This is a genomic window from Micromonospora sp. WMMD956, assembly GCF_029626125.1.
GTDB classification, from domain to species: Bacteria; Actinomycetota; Actinomycetes; order Mycobacteriales; family Micromonosporaceae; genus Micromonospora; species Micromonospora carbonacea.
In genome coordinates, this window is sequence record NZ_JARUBI010000005.1 from 1,017,618 (window position 1) to 1,036,702 (window position 19,085).

At 70.2% G+C, this 19,085-nt stretch carries 14 protein-coding genes and 1 pseudogene; 5 read left to right on the forward strand and 10 right to left on the reverse strand.

Translation table 11 applies throughout. The features are described from left to right. Positions 1 to 127 precede the first annotated feature (127 nt). The 4 genes from O7628_RS04725 (at position 128) to O7628_RS04740 (ending at position 1,529) form a co-directional block, all read left to right on the forward strand. Complete coding sequence (locus O7628_RS04725) at positions 128 to 382, forward strand: type II toxin-antitoxin system prevent-host-death family antitoxin (RefSeq protein ID WP_278136212.1); 255 nt, start codon at positions 128 to 130, stop codon at positions 380 to 382. Continuing rightward, the gene (locus O7628_RS04730; protein ID WP_278128627.1) at positions 379 to 753 is read left to right on the forward strand and encodes a type II toxin-antitoxin system VapC family toxin; all 375 of its coding nucleotides are present in this window, start codon (positions 379 to 381) and stop codon (positions 751 to 753) included. The genes O7628_RS04725 and O7628_RS04730 overlap by 4 nt, the downstream gene beginning before the upstream one ends. 90 nt (positions 754 to 843) lie before the next feature. Beyond that, positions 844 to 1,122, forward strand: a complete 279-nt coding sequence (locus O7628_RS04735) for a type II toxin-antitoxin system prevent-host-death family antitoxin (RefSeq protein ID WP_278128629.1) — start codon at positions 844 to 846, stop codon at positions 1,120 to 1,122. Further along, on the forward strand, positions 1,119 to 1,529 hold the full coding sequence (locus O7628_RS04740; protein WP_278128630.1) for a type II toxin-antitoxin system VapC family toxin: 411 nt from the start codon (positions 1,119 to 1,121) through the stop codon (positions 1,527 to 1,529). Before O7628_RS04735 ends, O7628_RS04740 begins: the two co-directional genes overlap by 4 nt. A 107-nt stretch (positions 1,530 to 1,636) precedes the next feature. Here O7628_RS04740 and O7628_RS04745 read toward each other — a convergent pair whose 3' ends face one another. The 8 genes and pseudogenes from O7628_RS04745 to O7628_RS04780 form a co-directional block, all read right to left on the reverse strand. Beyond that, a complete protein-coding gene (locus O7628_RS04745) occupies positions 1,637 to 2,692 on the reverse strand; it encodes an NADP-dependent oxidoreductase (RefSeq protein WP_278128632.1) in 1,056 nt (351 codons plus the stop codon). A gap of 1 nt (position 2,693) precedes the next feature. Beyond that, the gene (locus tag O7628_RS04750) at positions 2,694 to 4,424 is read right to left on the reverse strand and encodes an NAD(P)/FAD-dependent oxidoreductase (protein WP_278128633.1); all 1,731 of its coding nucleotides are present in this window, start codon (positions 4,422 to 4,424) and stop codon (positions 2,694 to 2,696) included. A 20-nt stretch (positions 4,425 to 4,444) separates the two neighbouring features. Continuing rightward, entirely contained in the window at positions 4,445 to 13,903 is a 9,459-nt protein-coding gene (locus O7628_RS04755; RefSeq protein WP_278128634.1) for a non-ribosomal peptide synthetase/type I polyketide synthase, read from the reverse strand. Positions 13,904 to 13,958: 55 nt separating this feature from the next. After that, on the reverse strand, positions 13,959 to 14,885 hold the full coding sequence (locus tag O7628_RS04760; RefSeq protein ID WP_278128636.1) for a sterol desaturase family protein: 927 nt from the start codon (positions 14,883 to 14,885) through the stop codon (positions 13,959 to 13,961). An 876-nt stretch (positions 14,886 to 15,761) separates the two neighbouring features. Continuing rightward, on the reverse strand, positions 15,762 to 16,010 hold the full coding sequence (locus tag O7628_RS04765; RefSeq protein WP_278136213.1) for a type II toxin-antitoxin system RelE/ParE family toxin: 249 nt from the start codon (positions 16,008 to 16,010) through the stop codon (positions 15,762 to 15,764). A gap of 62 nt (positions 16,011 to 16,072) precedes the next feature. Then, positions 16,073 to 16,357: a type II toxin-antitoxin system Phd/YefM family antitoxin gene (locus tag O7628_RS04770; protein ID WP_077938803.1), complete on the reverse strand. Its 285-nt coding sequence runs from the start codon at positions 16,355 to 16,357 to the stop codon at positions 16,073 to 16,075. A 162-nt stretch (positions 16,358 to 16,519) separates the two neighbouring features. Next, positions 16,520 to 16,834, reverse strand: a complete 315-nt coding sequence (locus O7628_RS04775) for a helix-turn-helix transcriptional regulator (RefSeq protein ID WP_278136214.1) — start codon at positions 16,832 to 16,834, stop codon at positions 16,520 to 16,522. A 30-nt stretch (positions 16,835 to 16,864) separates the two neighbouring features. Then, a pseudogene (locus tag O7628_RS04780) lies at positions 16,865 to 17,086 on the reverse strand (type II toxin-antitoxin system RelE/ParE family toxin); the annotation flags it as partial. Positions 17,087 to 17,321: 235 nt separating this feature from the next. Here O7628_RS04780 and O7628_RS04785 point away from each other — a divergent pair. Beyond that, a complete protein-coding gene (locus O7628_RS04785) occupies positions 17,322 to 17,717 on the forward strand; it encodes a MerR family transcriptional regulator (protein WP_278128640.1) in 396 nt (131 codons plus the stop codon). Positions 17,718 to 18,170: 453 nt separating this feature from the next. Here O7628_RS04785 and O7628_RS04790 read toward each other — a convergent pair whose 3' ends face one another. Together O7628_RS04790 and O7628_RS04795 are read right to left on the reverse strand one after the other, a co-directional pair. Beyond that, complete coding sequence (locus O7628_RS04790; protein ID WP_278128641.1) at positions 18,171 to 18,536, reverse strand: SDR family NAD(P)-dependent oxidoreductase; 366 nt, start codon at positions 18,534 to 18,536, stop codon at positions 18,171 to 18,173. Between the two features lie 139 nt (positions 18,537 to 18,675). Beyond that, entirely contained in the window at positions 18,676 to 19,080 is a 405-nt protein-coding gene (locus O7628_RS04795; protein ID WP_278128643.1) for a hypothetical protein, read from the reverse strand. Positions 19,081 to 19,085 lie beyond the last annotated feature (5 nt).

Here is a 19,085-nt window from a genome sequence, read left to right on the forward strand (position 1 = left end):
CGTCGGCAGTGGTCGAGTTCCACGGCCGGCGACCCGCTACCGACGAGTTTGCGCAGCCCATCTGGTGCACCGGTGACGCCATCGGGTCGAGTCGACTAAGTTGTTAGCTAAACGAGGAGGTCGAATGATGTCGGCTGAAGCCGTGCACTACAACATGCATGATGCCAAGACCCACCTGTCACGCATCATCGAACGGGTGGAACGCGGCGAAGAGATCATCATCGACCGGGCCGGCACCCCGGTGGCGAAGGTGGTGCCGCTCGTACGACGGGCCAACCGCACCGCGGTCGGCTCCCTCGCCGGACAGGTGGACCTCTCCGGCGACTGGGACTCCCCCCAGACCAACGCCGAGATCGCCGCCGGCTTCGGCATCGGCGCATGACCCTGCTGCTGGACACGCACGTCGTGCTCTGGGCCATCACCGGTGATGCGACCCTCGGCGTCGATTTCCTCGACCAGCTTCGCCACGACCCAGACATCTTTCTCTCCCCCGTCACCTTGTGGGAGATCACCATCAAGCAGGGCGCGGGAAAGCTCGTCGGGCCGCCTGACCTCGCCGAGCGGGTAAGGGAGATGGGCTTCCGTGAGCTCCCGGTGACCCATGCCCACGCCATCGCCGCCGGCCGCCTGCCGCCCCACCACCGCGACCCCTTCGACCGCATGCTGGTGGCGCAGGCGATCACCGAGGGTCTGACGCTGGCCACCCGCGACGCATCGATAGCGCTGTACGACGTGGACGTCCTCAAGGTGTGATGGACGAGCTCGTCCCGGCGCGCCCGAACGAGACCGCCCTGCTGACGCCAGGAGCTGGAAAGGTAGAACATCTCGTTCTACACTTTGCCCATGGAGCGCATCGGTGTCCGGGAGCTGAACCAGAACACGAGCCAGGTGCTGGCCCGGGTGAGCGGCGGCGAGACCGTCGAGATCACCGACCGCGGGCATCCGATCGCCCGGCTTGTTCCAGTTGGTGACGACCGGTCGACGCTAGCCAGGCTGGTGGCTGCGGGGCGGGCCGTCGCCCCGACCGGCGGCGGCCCTGTTCCGCTTCCACCGAAGCTCGGCGACGAGGATGTGGACGTAGCCGCCACGCTCGCCGCGATGCGCGACGAGGAGCGCTGGTGATCTACCTCGATTCCGCCGCCGTCGTCAAGTTGGTCCGGCAGGAGGCCTTCAGTGCCGACCTTGTCTCCTGGCTCAACGCTCACGACGATGCGCCGTTGGTCTCCTCCGCGCTCGTCGAGGTGGAAGTGCCCCGAGCGTTGCGCCGGTCGGCGCCGCAAGCCTTGATCGGCGTGCCGGCGGCAGTCGGACGGCTCTTCCGACTGGAGATCGACAGCACGATCCGCGCAACCGCGGCCGCGTTCGGCGAGCCGACCCTGCGCAGCCTCGACGCCATCCATCTGGCCACCGCCCAGCTTCTGACCAACGAGTCCGGAACGGCACTCATCGCCTTCGTCACCTACGACCGGCGACTGCTCGAATGCGCCAAGGAGGCAGGGCTGCCCGTAGCCAGCCCCGGCCAGGACTGACCCACGCGTCCACCACTCCGGATACGCAGTCGGCGGCAGGGCCACGGCATCCGCCGTGGCCTGCGGCGTTCGGGCAGTTCAGCCGGGCACCGACGACATTCCTGCCGCTACACGGCGACCAGGACCTTGCCCCGGTTTCCTCCCCGGTCGTGGTAGAGGCTGTGGTAGGCGTTGGGTATCTCGTCGAAGCCGTGGTGGACGGTCTGCTGGTAGGTCAGCTCCCCGCGACGGATCATGCCGCCGAGCTCGTCGCGCATCCTCGACAGGTTCTCCTCGGTGAACCACTCGTGGGCGAAGATGCCGCGGATGGTCGTCCGGGGATACATGATCATCGGCAGGAGGCGCAGCCCGGTCTGCTCGCGGCCCACCTGGGTGGACCACTGCCAGCAGACAGCCACCTGGCTGTGCACGTTCAGCATCGTGAAGACCATGTCGGTGATCGTGCCGCCCAGGTTGTCGAAGTACTTGTCGACGCCGTCCGGGGCTGCCTCGACCAGCTTCTCCCGCACCCGTCCCGGCTCGTCACCGTGCCGGTACTCGACCACGGCGTCGAAGCCGAGTTCGGTGAGGAACGGGACCTTCTCCACGGACGCGGTGCTGCCCACCACGCGGGCGCCGAGCCGCTTGGCGAGCTGCCCGACCAGCGTCCCGATGGCGCCCGAGGCACCGCTGATCACCACCGTGTCACCCGGGCGGACCGTCATGAAGTGCGCCAGCGTGCCCCACGCGGTCACGCCGGGCCCTCCCATGATCCCCAGCGCCGTCGTCACCGGCAGCACATCGTCGTAGTGCTGCGGATTCAACTTGCGGTAGGCGGGGAACACCATCGGGAACGTCTCCCCCTGCCACAGCACCTCGCCGCCGGTGCCGACGACGTGGCTGCGCCAGCCGCCGTAGCCCTGGACCAGGTCGCCCACCTGGAAACGGGCGTCCGGCCCGGCCTCGACCACCTCCATGATCGAGTCGCCGACCATGTGCTGCCCGACCGGCGTCTCCAGCGCGAGCCCGTGCAGGTACGGGTCGACGGAGACGTACCGGGTCTGGAACAGCATCTCGTCGTCGCCCAGCGCGACCGGCGCCTCCTCGATCACCTTCTCGTAGATCCGGCCGGCGTCCGGGACGCCGTCGACATGCTCGCGCACGACCCACTTCTCGAACTTCAACTCAGGCTCCTTGCCGGGTGAGGACGGACGGGTGCCCCTCGGCCGCGGAGGCCGGCGAGGACTTGGCCGGCACGGGCACCACCACCTGCGTGGGCGGCGGCGCCGCGTCGTCGACGTGGGCCGTGAAGGGCCGGCCGTCGTCGCGGCAGATGAACTGCACGACATGCCGGCCGCTGGCGGCGGCCCGGATGAGGCCGCCGATCGTGGTCCAGACGCCGGCCAGGTAGAAGTTGGCCAACCCGGGCAGCACCGGGCCGTGCTTCTCCAGTTCCTTCTCCATCGTCTCGCCGCCGTCGACGAACGGCTGCCAGCCGGCGATCGAGCCGGCGTAGTTGGCGGTGTAGCGGATCTGGGTCAGCGGCGTCGCGATGTCGTGGGCGACGACCGCGTCGGCGAATCCCGGGTAGCGCTGGTCCAGCAGGCCGAGCAGGGCGTTGCGCACCTGTCGCTTCGCGGCGTAGTACGCCCGGCCCCGCCGCACCCGCAGGGTGTGCAGCAGTTCGCCCTTGCGCACCCGGCTGGCCTGTTCCGGTCCTTCCACCAGTTGCCGCCAGACGTCGGTGTCGGAGAAGAAGGTGACGAACACGATCGAGGTCTGCGCCGGGGAGAGCTCGGGATAGTGCCGACTGCGGAACTGCACGTTGATGCTGGGGTGTTCGCCGACGCCGACCAGGTCCGTCGCCTCCTGCGGGGTCAGCAGGTGGGTGGTGCACGGGTCGGCGTCCGGATAGGGCCGGTTGAGGCCGAAGAACGCGCTGACGTACCCGGGGTAGACCTGGCCGGGCTCGTCGATGGTCTCGGTGTAGAGACGCCGGTAGGTCTCGTTGAGGTAGCGGCCGCCGAGGAGCCTGGTGACCGTCGTGTGACCGTCGCAGGCGGCGACGACGATGTCGGCGCGGTGCTCACTGCCGTCGCTGAGCCGGACGCCGACGGCGCGGTCGTCCTCGACCAGCACCTCGTCGACCTTCGCGTTGTACGTGATCTCGCCGCCGAGGCGCAGGTAGCGCTGCTCGATCGAGCGGGCCAACCCCAGCGACCCCCCCTGCGGCACGCCGGCGGTGCGCCCGGCGTGCGCCGCGAGCTGGAAGTAGAACGGCAGCACCGGGAAGCTGGCATGCCGCTCGTACAGGATGAAGTTGAATGCCTCCCGCAGCAGCGGATCCTTGAACCTGGCGGAGTAGTCGGTCATCAGCGTCGTGATCGACTTCCGGATGGTGTTGAAGTGCGGCAGGAAGGCGGCGAGCATCCGCCACCGTTCCCACGGCCGCATCAGGCCGACCGGCTTGAGGAACGGGTAGGCGTTGAGCAGTTTCTTGAAGGTGCGGATTCCGGCGCAGAAGTCGCGGATGAGGCGCGCGTCGGCGGGCGAGTGCCACAGCAGGTGCTCCTGCAACCGGTCGGGATCGGAATAGAAGTAGACGGTCCGCCCGTCCCGGCCGCGCACGATGTTGAACGTCTCGAAGTCGCGCATCTCCTTCCCCTGGAGCGCGCCGAGTTCGAGCCAGATCTGGTGCATGTCGTTGCCCGGCCCGCTGCCGAGCAGCCAGCTCACGCACCAGTCGAAGGTGAACTCGCCCTGGTCCCAGGCGGTGCAGCAGCCGCCCGGCAGCTCGTGCATCTCGAACGTCCGCGTGCGGTAGCCGTTCATCTGGGCGTAGCAGCCGGTGGAGAGACCACCCAGACCACCACCGATGATGATCATCGTTTCCCTGGCGGTGCTCGGTCCTGGCATAGTCGGTGTCTCCTCCATGGTCAGTCCACCGGGGCGAGCGATGGGTTGCGGGTCGCGGTGTGGTCGGTGCCGGCGAGGACGTCACGGACCAGGCCGGCGTTGCGGGAGACGTACTCCTGGTCGAACATCTCGGCGTGCGTGCCGAACCCGGCGAGCAGCCCGTCCCGGCTGCGCGACGCGCCGGACCAGCTGCCGTGCGCACCCGCCGCGTAGAACTCCACCCGGTGCTGGTCGCTGATCACCGTCACCGGCGCCGCAACGGTGCCCAGGTTCGGGGTACGGGCGCAGAACCCGATGTACTCGCGGGCCTGTTCCCGGGTTTCCCGGGCGACGATCTCCGAGCCGGTGTGCCGGCGCAGGTGCTCGGCGAGTTCCCGCTCGAACGCCGCGAACTGCTCCGGGCCGAACTCGAACTCCGCGCCGATGCGGTAGGAGTCGACGATTATCACGTGCCGCACCGTCCGGCCCCGGCGTTCGAGCTCCTTCGCCACCTCGAAGGCGACGTTCCCGCCGAGCGAGTAGCCGAGCAGCCGGCAGGCCCCGTCCGGCTGTAGTTCGTCGACCAGGTCCGCGTACCGGACGACCTTGTCGTCGCCGGGAACGTGGTTGAACCCCACGACGTGGTACTCGGGCAGGTGCCTGACGAACTGCCGGTAGACCAGGCCGTGCCCGCCGGCCGGCGGGAAGCAGAACAGCGTCGGTCGGTCCGCCGGGTTGAACGTCAGGTACGGCCGCCCGCCGGCGAGGCGGCCGGTGACGATGAGCTCCAGCGTCTTCGACATGCCGTGCAGGGTGGTGATCTGGAAGAGGCGGCTGACCGGGATCTCGACGTTGAACTCGACCTGGAGGCCGTAGATCAGCTCGACGAGCTTGATGGAGCTTCCCCCGACCGCGAAGAAGTCCTGCTGGAGCCCGACCTCGTCGAGGCCGAGCAGCGCCCGCCAGTGTTCGGCCATCCGGGTCTCGTACAGCGTCACCGGCGGGTCGTACCGCCCCTGCTCGGGGTCGGGCCCGGGCGGCGGGAGCGCCGCCTGGTCGACCTTACCGTTGGGGGTCAGCGGCAGTGCCGTCAGTTGGTCCAGGTGTGCCGGGATCATGAACGTGGGCAGGTGGTCGGCGAGGTGGCTGCGCAGCTCCCGCCGGTCCAGCACCGCGCCCTCGGCCGGCACGCAGTACGCGCAGAGGACGGGCTCGCCCGCGGCGTCCGGGCGGACCACCACCACCGCCTCCGCCACGCTGGGCAGCGCCTTGAGACAGGACTCGACCTCACCGGTCTCGACCCGGTGTCCGCGTACCTTGACCTGGGTGTCGGCCCGGCCGAGCAGGTGCAGGACGCCGCCGGCGCCCCAGCGGGCCAGGTCCCCGGTGCGGTAGAGGCGCACCGGGGCGGCACCCGGCCGGCGGCTCAACGTCCGGGTGACGAAGCGCTGCCCGGTCTGCTCGGCGTCGCCGACATAGCCGGTCGCCACGCCGTGGCCACCGACCCACAGCTCGCCGGGCACACCGGGCGGCACCGGTTCGCCCTGCTCGTCGAGCAGGTAGACGGCGCTGTTCGGGAACGGCCGCCCGATCGGCACGACGTGGCCGGGGTCGAGGGTGTCCAGCGGGCCCTCGAAGTAGGTGCTGTCGATGGTCGCCTCGCTCAGGCCGTACGAGTTGATCACGCGGGTGTGCGGGCCGCCGAGTGCGCCCAGGCGCTGGTACTCCTCGACCGTCCAGACGTCCGAGCCGACGATCAACAGGCGCATGAACTCCAGCCGGCGCCCCTCCCGCTCGCAGTAGCTGAGCAGCCCCCGGGCGACGGCGGGGACGAACTCGCCGCAGTCGACGCGTTCGCCGACCATCGTGCGGTACAGCCGGTCGGTGTTGAACAACAGGTCACGGGTGACCAGGACCAGGGTGCCACCGGAGCAGAGGGCGCGGACGAGGTCGCCGGCGAACACGTCGAACGCGAAGCTGGCCATCTGCAGGTGCACCCGCACCTCGTCGAGGCGGTACTCCTGCCGCCAGCCGCCGTACACCGCGGCGAGGTTGCGGTGGGTGACCTGGACGGCCTTCGGCAGACCGGTCGAACCGGAGGTGTAGATGACGTAGGCGGGGTCGTCCGGGCTGACGCGCACGTCGGGGGCGGCGGCGGGCTCGTTCTCGGCCTCCCGCAGCAACGCGTGCAGGTCGAGCACCCGGGCAGCCGCACCGGACGCCTCGGTGAGGCTGTCGCGGGCCGCGCCGTCGGCGAGCACCAGGGCGGCCCCGGCGTTGCGCAGCATGTACGCCAGCCGCTCCTGCGGATAGTCGGCGTCGAGCGGCAGGTAGGCGCCGCCGGCCCGGAGCACCGCGAGCACCGCGACGACCAGCTCCGGGGACTTGTCCAGGCAGAGCGCGACCACCGCGCCGTCGCGCACACCGAGGTGGCGCAGCCGGTGGGCGAGCTGCTGCGAGCGCCGTTCCAGGGTGGCGTAGTCGAGCCGGCGGGTGGCGGCCGCGCCGCCGGAGCCGGCCGGCGCCACGACGGCGACGGCGTCCGGCCGCTGCGCGGCGACCCTGGAGACCAGCTCGTGGACCGGGGTGTCGCTCGGGGCCTGCCGCCGTGCGCCGCTCCAGTCGTCGAGCAGGAGTTCGCGCTCGTCCGTGCCGAGCAGTTCCAGCCGGCGGACCGGCTGCTCGGCCGCCGACCGGGTCATCGTGTCGAGCAGCTGGACGTAGTGCCGCGCGATCCGTCGCACCGTCTCCGGCAGGAACAGGTCGGTGTTGTACTTGAGGACGCAGTGGAACTGATGGTCGGCCTCGTCCTCGTAGACCGACAGGGTCAGGTCGAACTGCCCCTCCTCCTCCGGCAGCTCGATGTACTCCAGCCGGTAGCCGTACTTCTCGGTCGCCACCTTGTGGGTGAGCAGGATGAACATCACCTGGAAGACCGCCGAGCGGCTCGGGTCGTGTTGCAGGCCCAGCTGCTCCACCAGCAGCACGAACGGGTACTCCTGGTTGTCCAGCCCGTTGAGCACCGTGGTGCGCACCTGGGCCAGCAGATCGGCGATCGAGGGGTCGCCGGACAGGTCCGCGCGCAGCGGCAACGGGTTGACGAAGTATCCGTAGGTCGAGGCGAACTCCTCCTCCGTCCGCCCGGTCACCGGGCTGCCCACGATGACGTCGTCCTGCCCGCAGTAGCGGTGCAGCAGGACGTAGTAGGCGCACAGCAGCACCATGAACACTGTCGCGTTGTGGTCGCGGGCCATCGCGTGCACCCGTGCGGTCAGGCCCGGGTCCAGGGTGAAGAACTCCGACGCGCCGTTGTTGGTCTGCACCACCGGACGTGGCTTGTCGGTGGGCAGGTTGAGGATCGGCACCTCAGCCGGCAGGTGCGCCCGCCAGTAGTCGAGCGACCTGCGGGCCTGCGGGCTGCCGAGGAACCGGTTCTGCCAGTTGAGGAAGTCCAGGTAGCGGGCGGGCACCGGAGGGAGCTGCGCGGGTCTGCCCTGACGCAGCCCCTCGTAGACGGCGAGCAGTTCCTCGATGAAGGTGAAGGTGGAGATGGCGTCCGAGACGATGTGGTGGACGGCCTTCATGATGACCCACCGCTGCGGGCCGAGCCGGAACAGCCGGAAGCGCACCAACGGGTCGCGTTCGAGGTCGTACGGGCGTCGGTACTCCTGGATGATCGTCTGGTAGGTGTCGGCCCACGCCTGGTCGCGCACGTCGAACAGGGCGACGTCCGCCCGGCCCTGCGGGTGGATCCGCTGCACCGGCCGGCCCTGTTCGAGCAGGAAGTTCGCACGCAGGCTGGGATGGCGCGCGACGAGGACCCGGACGGCCTCGAACATCAACTCCGGGTCCAGTTCGACCCGCACCTCGACCGCGCCACCGATGTTGTAGGCGAAGCCGTCGGGGTTGAGCTGCTTGAGGAACCACAGCGCCTGCTGGTTCTGGGTCAACGGATAGCACTGCTCGTCGGTGTGCACCTCCACGTCGGCGCCGCCCGTGGCGGTGTCCGCGGCGAGCAGGTCGACCAGTCCCTCGTACGCCTGCTCGATCAGGTCGGCCAGCGGCGCGCCGCTGAGCAGCGCCACCACCGGCAGCGACACGTGCATCTCGGCGGCGACGCGGGCGCGCAGCTCCATCGCGAGCAGCGAGTCCAGGCCCAGGGCGGTGACGTTGGCCGAAGGGGCCACCCGCTCCGGGGGCACCCTGAGCACGGCCGCCACCACCGCGGTGAACCGCTCTCCGAGCAGCAGCCGCCGCCGGTCGGCGTCGGCGGCGCGGAACGCGTCCAGGAAGCTGTCGCGGTCGGCGTCCGGCGGCTGCGCCGCCGTCACGGCGAGGTCGGCCACCAGCGGCGGCACGGAGGGGTACCAGGCCAGGAAGGTCGGCCAGTCCACGATGGTGGCCACCAGCAACTGCGCCCGGTCCTGCCCGATCACCCGTTCGAGCACCGCCATCCCCGCCTCCGGCGACAGCGAGCTCATGCCGCGGCTGTGCCGGTAGTGGTGGACCAGGCCGAGCTCGGTGATCATGCCGGTGGCCCACGGCCCCCAGTCCAGGCTCAGCGCCGGCAGCCCGCTGGCGCGGCGGTGCTGCGCCAGCGCGTCCAGGAAGGCGTTGCCGGCGGCGTAGTTGCTCTGCCCGGCGGTGGTGAGCAGCGAGGCGATCGAGGCGAACAGCACGAAGTGCTCCAGCGGCTCGTCGCTCAGGTGGCGGTGCAGCAGGTAGGCGCCGAGCACCTTCGGGGCGTACGCGGTGTCGAACGCCGCCCGGTCGGTGTCGGCGAGCAGCGTGTCGCGGACCTGGCCGGCGAGGTGGAACACGCCCCGGATCGGCGGTGCCTGGCTGGCGCGGTAGTCGGCCAGCCAGCCGGTGATCGCGGTCTCGTCGGTGACGTCGAGCCGGGCCAGGACCGGTTGGCAGCCGAGCATCTCCAACTCCATGAGGAAGGCGATGCGGTCGCGGGTCGCGTCGTCCCAGCCCGGCTCGCCCCACCGCTGCCGGGGCGGGACCGGGCTGCGCCCGAGGAGGACGAGCCGGCGGGCACCCCGGCGTACGAGGGTGCGGCACAGCAGCCGGCCCAGCGCGCCGAACGCGCCGGTCACCAGGTAGGCGCCGTCGGCGCGCAGGCGCAGTGGCAGCGGGCGGGTCAGCTCGTCGGCCGGGCGCAACCGGCTGGTGAACCGGCCGTCGCCGCGCAGGGCGATCTCGTCCTCGTCGGCGACGGCCAGTTCCCGGAGCAGGGCCGCCGCCTCCGCCCGTCGGGCGGCCCGGTCCCGGCCGCCGGCCGGGTCGAGGTCGACCAGCTTGCCCGGGTGGTTGAGCAGTTCCTGGTGGCGCAGCACCCGGCAGACGCCCCAGGCGGGCGCGCCCAGCGGCCGCACCGGGTCCGTGTCCCGCACCGCCTGCGTGCCCCTGGCGACGACGTGCAGCCGGCCGTCGGTCCCCTGGGCCTGTAGCGCCCGGGCGAGCGCCACCAGGGAGTAGACGCCGAGGCTGGTGTGCCCGGCGACCTCACCGGCGGCGACGTGGTCCAGCGGCGGCAGGTCCAGGCCCCACAGGTGCACGACGTCGTGCGACGGTCCGGAGCCGGCCGCGCGCAACTCGGTGAGGAGGCGGTGCATGTCGTCGGCGTGGCCCGGCCGCACGGTCGAGCCCGCACCCTCGCGGTCGAGGTGGTAGCCGGGTCCCGGCCGTACCAGGTGGCAGTGGCCACCGCGGGCCGCCACCAGATCGGCCAGTTCCTCGGCCAGACCGTCCCGGTCGGCGAGGACCAGCCACCGGTCGCCGGCCAGGTCGGTGCTCCCGGGTCGCGGCTCGGGGTCGGCCAGCGGCTCCCGCCGCACCCACCGGAGCTCGGCGAGCCAGCTGTCGATCGTGCCGACGCCGACGGCGGCGGTGGCCTTCTCCACGTCCGCGGCGCGGAAGCCTCCGACGTGGCCCAGCGGGGTGCCGTCGTCGGCGTAGACCGCGATGTCGCCAATCAGCTCGTCGGCGTCGCGCCGCACGATCGTCGCGTGTGCCCACAGCGCCTGGTCGCCGACCGGGTCGAGGCGGACCTCCGCGATCGACAGCGGCAGCCGGATGCCGGTGTGCCCGTCGCCCGGATCTTCGGCGTCGAGCAGTTGCGGGGTCAGCAGGGTCTGGAAGCAGGCGTCGAGCAGCACCGGGTGGACGTGGTGGCCGGCGGCGGAGCCGTCGAGCACGGCCGGGGGTCGGATCCGCGCCAGAGCCTCGCCCGGGCCGATCCACACCTGCTCGATCCCCCGGAAGGCCGGGCCGTAGTGGTAGCCGAGGGCGGCGAGGTCCGCGTAACACCGCGCGCCGTCGAGGTGGTGTGCCAGGCGTTGCGTCACCGCGTCGACGGCCAGCCGGGAGACGCGCCGGCGGGGTTGGCCGGCGAGCAGGGCGCCGGTGGCGTGCACGGCAGGCTCGGACGAGCCGGCGACGATCGAGGCCACGGTGAACTCGCCGGAGTTGGCGGCCACCGACAGCTGCACGGTCCGGGACTCGCTGGCGGACAGGAACAGGGCCTTGCGCAGTTCGATGCCGGCCAGCGTCGCCGCGCCGCCGTCGGTGAGCGCGCGGACCGCCTGCGCCGCCATCTCGAGGTAGCCGGCCGCCGGGAACACCGCGTTTCCCTGGATGCGATGGTCGTCGAGGTACGGCAGGTCCTCGGTGTCGAGCCGCACCTCCCAGGTGGGTTCGGCGCTGGCCAACCGCCGGCCGAGCAGCGGATGGTCCCGCTGCCCGAGCCTGACCTGCGCGACGGGGCGCGGCTCCGCCCAGTATCGGTCGCGCCGGAAGGGGTAGCGGGGCAGCGGCACCGGCGTTCCGGCCGGGTGCAGGACGTCCCAGGCGATCTCCACGCCGAGGTTGTGCAGGGCGGCGAGGGACAGGAGCATGCGCGCCGGCTCGTCCTCCCCGCGCCGGATCGACGGCAGGGTGCGACCTTGCAGGCCCCTGCCGGCGAGGCACTCCTGGATGGAGTAGCCGAGGACCGGGTGCGGGCCGATCTCGAGAAAGAGGCGGTACCCGTCGTCGGCGAGCCGGTCGACCGCGCCACGGAACCGCACGCTGTCGCGGACGTTGCGCCACCAGTAGTCGGCGTCGAGTTCGGGGCCGCGGGCCACCCCGTCCTGCCCGGTGAGGTAGACGGGCACCCGGGTCGGGCGCGGGGCGAGGCCGTGGAGCGAGGTGAGCAGCTCGTCCTTGATCATGTCCATGGCGGCGCTGTGGTACGGCACGCGCACCGCGACGAACTTGGCGAACGTCTGTTCCGCGGCGAGCTCGGCGGCCAGCTCTGCGAGGGCGCTCTCGTCACCGGCGAGGGTCACCGCGCCGGGGCTGTTGACCGCGGCCACGGAGACCCGGCCGCCGTAGCGCCGGCTCCGCTGCCCGGCCTCGGCCTCGGTCAGCCCGACCGCGAGCATGGTGCCGGTCCCGACGAGCTTCTGCTGCAACCGGCTGCGGTGCACGACGATCCTGACCGCCTCTTCGAGGGAGTAGACGCCGGCCTCGAAGAAGGCGGCGACCTCACCGGTGCTGTGCCCCACGATCGCGTCGGGACGTACGCCGTAGCTGCGCCACAGGGCCGCCAGGCCGACCTGGACCGCGAAGTTGGCCGGCTGCGCGAGCCAGGTCTCGGCCATGCGCGAGTCGGCCTCGTCGGCGTTCAGCTCGTCGGTCAACGACCAGCCGGTGATCCGCCGGATCTCCCGGTCGCAGCGGTCGACCGCCTCCCGGTACACCGGCTCGTCGGCGTAGAGCTGGCGGCCCATCGCCCACCACTGCGGGCCCATGCCGGTGAACACCCAGACCAGCCCGCGCTCGGCCGCGTCGTGCCGGTGGCCGGTGAGCACGTGTGGGTGCGGCTCGCCGCGCAGGTAGGCGCCCAGCGCCTCGTCCACCGAGGCCCGGCTCGCGTCCGCCGCCGTGGGATACACGACGGACAGGCGGTGCTCGTGGTGCTGGCGACGGCGGGCCAGCGTGTAACCGAGATCGGCAAGCGCGACGGCGTCGGGTCCGCCGGCCCCGGCCAGTTCCTCGCGGATGCTTGCGGCGAGCTCCGGGAGGGCGGCGGGGTCGCGCGCGGTCAGGGGAAGGATCGTGTACGCCGGTGCGCCGGCCGGGGGCGCGGCCGGGGTCGGCCGTTGTGGTGCCTCCTCGATCAGCACGTGCGCGTTGGTGCCGCCGAAGCCGAAGGAGTTGACCCCGGCGCGGGCCGGCCCCCGGTGCCGCGGCCACGGTGTGGGCGCGGTGGGGATCTCGAACGGCAGGGAGGCCAGGTCGATCTCCGAGTTGACCTGATCGAGATTGATGTGCGGGGCGATGACGCGGTGCTTGACGGACATCGCGGTCTTGATCAGGCCAGCGACGCCGGCGGCCGACTCGGTGTGCCCGATGTTGGTCTTCACCGACCCGACGTAGCAGGTCTCCCCGGGCCGGCGGCCGATCGCCAGCGCCCGGCCCAGCGCGTTGGCCTCGATGGGGTCGCCCACCGGGGTGGAGGTGCCGTGCGCCTCCACGTACTGGAGGCTGCCGGGGGCGATCCCGGCCTCGGCACACACCCGCTCGATGAGGGTGACCTGGGCGTCGGCGCTCGGCACGGTGATGCCGTTGGTGCGGCCGTCCTGGTTGACGCCGCTGCCGATGATCACCGCGTGGATCGGATCGCCGTCCCGTAGCGCGTCCGACAGCCGCTTCAACGCGACCGCCCCGACGCCCTCGGCCCGGACGTACCCGTCGGCCGACGCGTCGAAGGTGCGCGAGCGGCCCTGCGGGGACAGGAATCCGCCTTTCGTCTCGGCGATGGTGTACTGCGGGGTCAGGTGCAGCAGTGTCCCGCCGGCGAGCGCAAGGTCGATCTCGCCGCGCAACAGGCTCTGCCGGGCCAGGTGCACGGCGACCAGGGAGGAACTGCACGCGGTGTCGATCGACATGCTCGGGCCCCGGAAGTCGAAGCAGTACGAGATGCGGTTCGACACCATGGTCATCATGGTTCCGGTCGCCGTGTGCGCCGCCAGGGTCTCGAAGCTCAGGTCCGAGAACTGGAGGATCTTGTAGTCCAGGGTGAACGCGCCGACGAACACCCCGACGTTCCGTCCGGCCAGCTCCGCCGGCTTCTGCCCACCGTCCTCCAGCGCCTCCCAGCTGACCTCCAGCAGCTTGCGCTGCTGCGGATCCATGTGTTCGGCCTCGCGTGGGCTGATGCCGAAGAAGGCCGGGTCGAATTCGGCGATTCCGTCGATGTAGCCGCCCCGACCGCCGACCAGCCGCCCCGGCTTGGCCCGGTCCCGGCTACCGAGCGTGGCGATATCGTAGCGATCCGCGGGCGTTTCGGTAATGCAGTCCTTGCCGGCGAGGACGTTCTGCCAGAAGGTCCGATAGTCCGATGCGCCACCGGGCATACGACACCCGATACCGATGATGGCGATCTTTTCCGAGTCGCCGGCGCCCGACGAGTTCTGCTCTTGCGCACCGGCAGCACGGGAATACGTCATTGTCGAGTCCTTCTGGGTCGCGGACGGGACGAACGGAAGACACGCATGCGGGGTGTCAGCCACGCGCACCTCGGGCGCCGGCTCGGGAGCGCCACGGGTGCAACAGGCTGGCGACGATTTCACCGGTCGGTGGAAACGATTTGGGATCGTGCAGCCCGACCGCGGCCGGACGGCGGCCCGAACGCCACGTGAAGGTGCCGAATAGCTGATCCCAGATGGAAAGATCGGAGCCGAAATTGCCGGCCTCGGCGAGGTCCGTGCTGTGATGGAGACGGTGCTGCTCAGGGCTGCTGAAAACATGGTTCAGCCAACCGATGCGCACATCGATGTTGGCGTGGATGAAGTAACCCTGGACGATGACGAACAAGCCGATGGCGAACACGGCCGGCTCGGAGAATCCGGCGAAGGCGAGCGCCAACTGCACCGCGCCCTGGGCGAGCACGATGTCGAAGATGTGGTTGACGCCGTTGTTGCCGACGTTGACCTTGTCCGGCACGTGGTGCACCCCGTGGAGTCGCCACAGCCACGCGTTGGTGTGCCCGAGCCGGTGCATGACATAGCTGGCCAGCGAGCCGAGCAGCACCGCGAACGGCAGCTCCGCCCACAGCGGGAGCCACCCCTGGGGCACGGCGACCACCCCGACCAACGCCATGATCGGCAACTGGGCCAGCCCGCCGCCGAGCACCGTGAGCAGAAAGTAGGTCCCGTACCAGCGCCATTCACGCAGGCTCGGATGCCAGGCCGGTTCGTACGGGATCAGGCGCTCAAGGATCGCGAAGTAGGTGAGCGAACCGACCAGAAAGGCGAAGTTGACGGCGCCGAGGTTCCACCCGTACCGCAGCGCGGCCACGCCGACCACGACCATGGCGACGACCAGTGTCGGGTAGGCCGCGATCCGTGCGAGGGCACGCGCGGCCGAGATGGCACGGGCCCTCGGCGCGGCCGACGCCAGAGCGGTGTCGCAGTCATAGGAAATGTCCACGCTCTCTCCATCGCAGGTCTTGTCGGCCGCTCAACCCAAGCGGGCTGTCCATTACGTCTTGGCACACCATGAGGCACGGTGGAGACGGGCTGTTTCCGCGCACGGAACAGCCGGTTCGACACGACATGACGACAGCACGGGACGGAGTACGGCCGCCTTTCGGGGACACGCTTGCATCAACAACGAAATGGCATTGGCGAGCCTGGGATTCTTACGCGGCCCAGGTTTGGTGCGGCATCGGCCCGACATCGACCATGCGGGAAACTTCCGTGAACGCCGAGCGTGGGCGCGAGTGGCACAAGACCCCTCTCCCCCTTTGCAATGCCGTGCTCACAGACAGTAAAACGATTGGCGTCGAGATCGGTAGCCGCCTATCACCATCTGAACGCTGCAAACCTGACACCCGGAGCGGACCGGGTTACTGTTTGTCACGAAATTACAGTCTTTGGTGGATCAGAATTGCCGACCTGGCGCGCAGGATCGGATGCGTGCGCGCCGGCCCTGCGCGGGACACCCTGCTGGGAATGGGCGCACCGCTGTCGGCCTGGGCGCGACTCGTCGGCTCGCGCCCCACCCCGATGCTCGACAGGCGGACGGCCTCGAACGATTGGCGCGCTGGCGGCAACACCGGTCGCGGCGGAACGTCGCGGCGGCCGAACGGCATCAACAGCCGCCGGTCGGCGAGGGACCGGGGTATCTGTTTCGGGTGGGGCGGAGGCACCACCATGCGAACCACACCGCCACGATCGCCGGTGATCGCTGCCACCAAACTCAGGCAGCTCGCAGCGCCGTCAGCCCAGCTGAGGAGTCATGCCGCCAGGGGCACGGAGGCGGCTCGGAGGCGGCTCGGTCAGACCCGCCCCTAAAGGGGTCCTATCAACGGTAGGCGTCGCGCCGGTGGCGGATCGAGTGGATCTCCACGACTCGTTTCGCCTCGTTGATCTGGTAGACGATCCGGTAGGTGCCACGCCGGGCGGAGTGGAAGCCGTCGAAGGGTTCGTCGAGAGGCTTGCCCACCCGGTGCGGGCTGACCGCGATCGCCCGCTGGATGGTCTCCGTCGCCGCGACCGCCACCTCCAGCGGCAGGTCCTCGTGCAGGTTGCGGCGAGCCTGACGGGAGAACATCACCGTGTACGGGCTGAGCGGTTCGTCGATGTGGTCGTCGGACCGCCTGCCTCCTGGAGGCATTAGGCCGCCCTGCTTCGACGCCGCTCCAGCTCGGCACGAACCTCGTCCACCGAGAACGTGTCGCCGGCCGCGAAATCCTCCCGCGACTGGCGCAGGTCCGCGAGGGTCTCGTCGTCGGACAGCAGGTCCAACGTCTCCCGCATCGACTCGTACTCGGCCACCGAGATCAGCATCACGTCGGCCCGGCCGTTACGGGTGATCGTGAAGTGATCATGCTCCCGCGCGACCCGGTCGGCGAGTTCAGCGATCCGAGCCTTGGCTTCCGTGATCGGAATGGTCTCCATGTCGACCACTTTAGCGACCGGTCAGAATCATGACCAATCCGACTACTCATCGCGATGACCACGGCTCCCCGCCATGCTGAAACCGAGTGCAGTGGGCCGGAGATGTCACCAATGCGAACGACTCGCCTCATCGTAGGGGATGTCAGCTGAGGCTCGCGGGGATCAGGCGATCTGACGGAGATCGCTGCCGTAGTCGAAGATGATCCGCATCCGGGCACCGAGCGCTCGTGCGTACCGGCTGAGGGTCGCCACCTCGTTGGCGTCCAGGTCGCCGTTTTCGATCTGGCTCACTCGACCGGGCGTGACTCCCATCAGCTCGGCCACCTGCCGCTGGGTGAGACCGAGACGCTTGCGCTCCTCGGCGAGGTGGAACGCGCTGACCCACGCCTCGGTGCGAGCGCGTTCGGCGTCGAGCGCGTCGTCGTCCCCGTCGTGCAATTCGGCGCGGATGTCGTCCCAGCCATGGAAGTCGACCATCAGCCCTCCCTCCGTCTTCCTCTCGAAGGCTAGCCAACCCTCGTAGGCGACCTCGGCGATCGGGATCGCGTTCTCGTACCACCGCGTCCAGTCTCCGGCCTTGTTGCCGGCGACCAACAGCACCGCCTGCGACCATGGATCGAAGACGAACAGAAGCCGGATAGCGACGTCGCGGCCGGACCTCGGCCGCAGCTCCTTGAGGTTGCTGATGCTCGAACCCCGGAGAGTGTCGACCAGCGGACGCCCCAGACCCCCAAGACAGCCACACCACCAGCGCACGACATGTAAGACGCCCCCGCCAGGCCACGAGGGAGGCCAGGGCGTGGCCGACGCCGGTCACCGCTGCTCCGTCGGCAGGATGCGAACCTCGGCGACCGCCACGTGTCGAGGTCTGGTCACCATGAAGGTGACCGCCTCCCGTGTTGCTCACGGGACGACGCTCGAATTAACGTTGACTTCAATGTAAAGGTCGAACGGAGGATCCCGGATGCGGATCGGCGAACTCGCCAAGGCCACCGGCGTGAGCACCCGGGCGCTGCGCTACTACGAGGAGCAGGGCTTACTGCCCGCCGTCCGTCTCGGCAACGGATACCGCGAGTACGGCGAGCAGGCGGTGCTCCGGGTCGCCTTCATCCAGGATCTCTACAGCGCCGGGCTACCGTCGGAGGTCATCCGGAAGATCCTCCCGTGCTCCAGCGGCCAACACCCGACGGGCGACTGCTCCGCGCTGTACGAACAGGTCCGGCAGGTCCGCGACCGGCTGGCCCGCCAGGAACAACTGATCGCGCAGCGGCGGGCGATGCTGGACAGCTACCTCTCCGGCATCGCCTCCCCGGGCGACCTGACGGGGCCGCGACCGGTCACTCCCGCCGGCTCGATCTAGCCGACGAATCCGTTTGTCAAGGACCGGGACCAGGCGTGCGCCCGCTCAACGGCTCCGCGTCATCACCGCAACGCGAGAGTGGCCATGAAACGTGGGGGCACCATGCGAACCGGGGCGGTTGTCACCCTGTTACGGCCCCCGTCGACCACGGCGGGCCCAGTCCCCTCCAGGGCCGCCAGCACTGTGCGGGCAACCTGGGCGGGCTGACGCTTCCCCCGGTCCGGCCGCGGATTCATGGGCGTCCGTGTCTGCCCGGGGCTCACCGCCACCACCCTGACGCCACTGGTTCTGGTCTCGGCCCACAGCGCCTGTGTGAACGAGAGGACGTAGGCCTTCGACGCCGCGTAGGCGGCCAGGACGGGTGCCGGCGTGTAGGCCCCGGGCTGGCGGTGTTGACGACCGCGCCGCGCCCGCGGTGGACCATGGCGGCAACCATGAGGGCGGTCAGCTCGGTCAGGGCGCCGACATTGAGGTCCACCAGTTGCCGCAACCTCGCGGGGGCGCTGTCCGCCACCATCGCCCGCATGCTCGCGCGGCTTTGTTGACCAGCATCTCCACGTCGGCACCCGCCCTGCGCACGATCTCCACCAGACGGCGGGGAGCGCCGGGTTCGTCGAGGGCGAGTGCGACGCTCAGCACAGCGATGCCGTGTCGCTTAGGCAGCGCGGCGGCGGTCTTCTCCAGCTGCTCGGCGTCGTGGGCCACCAGCACCAGGTTGGCCTTGTGACCGGCGAGCTCGTCGGCGATCGCTGCGCCAATGCCGCTCGACCCGCCCGTAGTGAGGGCGTAGCGGCCCTTCATGTCAGATGCCGTCGTCATGCCGCTCAACCTAGACATTGACGTCAGCATGAAGGTCAAGATGCGCCAGGAGTGACACCGGTTGCCGCGCAACCTCAACTCGACACGTCTGGACTACCGGCTGCGGCGATCGGGCGGCGGTCGATTCTGGCCGCGACCATCACGAGTCGGCGTGCTGCCTCGGATCCGGGGCGAGGGAAATGCTGCCGTTCACCGTATGGGCCTGAATTACCGTGCCAACCCGGGCCCCACCGGAGACCTCGTTGATCACCGTCGCTGGAACCGAACCCGGCAGGAAGTTCGCAGCACGCGCCCATTCCGCGAGATCGGCTGCGAACGTCGGATGGCCGGCGGCCAACTCGCACAGTCGCTGGACCAGCATGACCACCTCGTCGCGACAGGTCGGAACGGCCGTCCACCGTTCGACACTCCCTGCCCCGGAGGTGTCGCGTCGGACCAACCGCCCCAGTGACTCCCATGCCTGGCGACCGGCCTCGGTGCCTATCCCTGCGGCGGTGGCGGTGACCGCCGCGGTGATGACTCCGATCAACTCTGGGTCCAGCATCGAAA

What these genes read in the sequence shown, in the direction of transcription:
- O7628_RS04725 (WP_278136212.1), top strand. Translation starts at nt 128, where the DNA reads ATGTCGGCTGAAGCCGTGCACTACAACATGCATGATGCCAAGACCCAC.
- O7628_RS04730 (WP_278128627.1), top strand. Translation starts at nt 379, where the DNA reads ATGACCCTGCTGCTGGACACGCACGTCGTGCTCTGGGCCATCACCGGT.
- O7628_RS04735 (WP_278128629.1), top strand. Translation starts at nt 844, where the DNA reads ATGGAGCGCATCGGTGTCCGGGAGCTGAACCAGAACACGAGCCAGGTG.
- O7628_RS04750 (WP_278128633.1), bottom strand. Translation starts at nt 4,424, where the DNA reads ATGCCAGGACCGAGCACCGCCAGGGAAACGATGATCATCATCGGTGGT.
- O7628_RS04755 (WP_278128634.1), bottom strand. Translation starts at nt 13,903, where the DNA reads ATGACGTATTCCCGTGCTGCCGGTGCGCAAGAGCAGAACTCGTCGGGC.
- O7628_RS04765 (WP_278136213.1), bottom strand. Translation starts at nt 16,010, where the DNA reads ATGTTCTCCCGTCAGGCTCGCCGCAACCTGCACGAGGACCTGCCGCTG.
- O7628_RS04770 (WP_077938803.1), bottom strand. Translation starts at nt 16,357, where the DNA reads ATGGAGACCATTCCGATCACGGAAGCCAAGGCTCGGATCGCTGAACTC.
- O7628_RS04775 (WP_278136214.1), bottom strand. Translation starts at nt 16,834, where the DNA reads ATGGTCGACTTCCATGGCTGGGACGACATCCGCGCCGAATTGCACGAC.
- O7628_RS04785 (WP_278128640.1), top strand. Translation starts at nt 17,322, where the DNA reads ATGCGGATCGGCGAACTCGCCAAGGCCACCGGCGTGAGCACCCGGGCG.
- O7628_RS04790 (WP_278128641.1), bottom strand. Translation starts at nt 18,536, where the DNA reads ATGACGACGGCATCTGACATGAAGGGCCGCTACGCCCTCACTACGGGC.
- O7628_RS04795 (WP_278128643.1), bottom strand. Translation starts at nt 19,080, where the DNA reads ATGCTGGACCCAGAGTTGATCGGAGTCATCACCGCGGCGGTCACCGCC.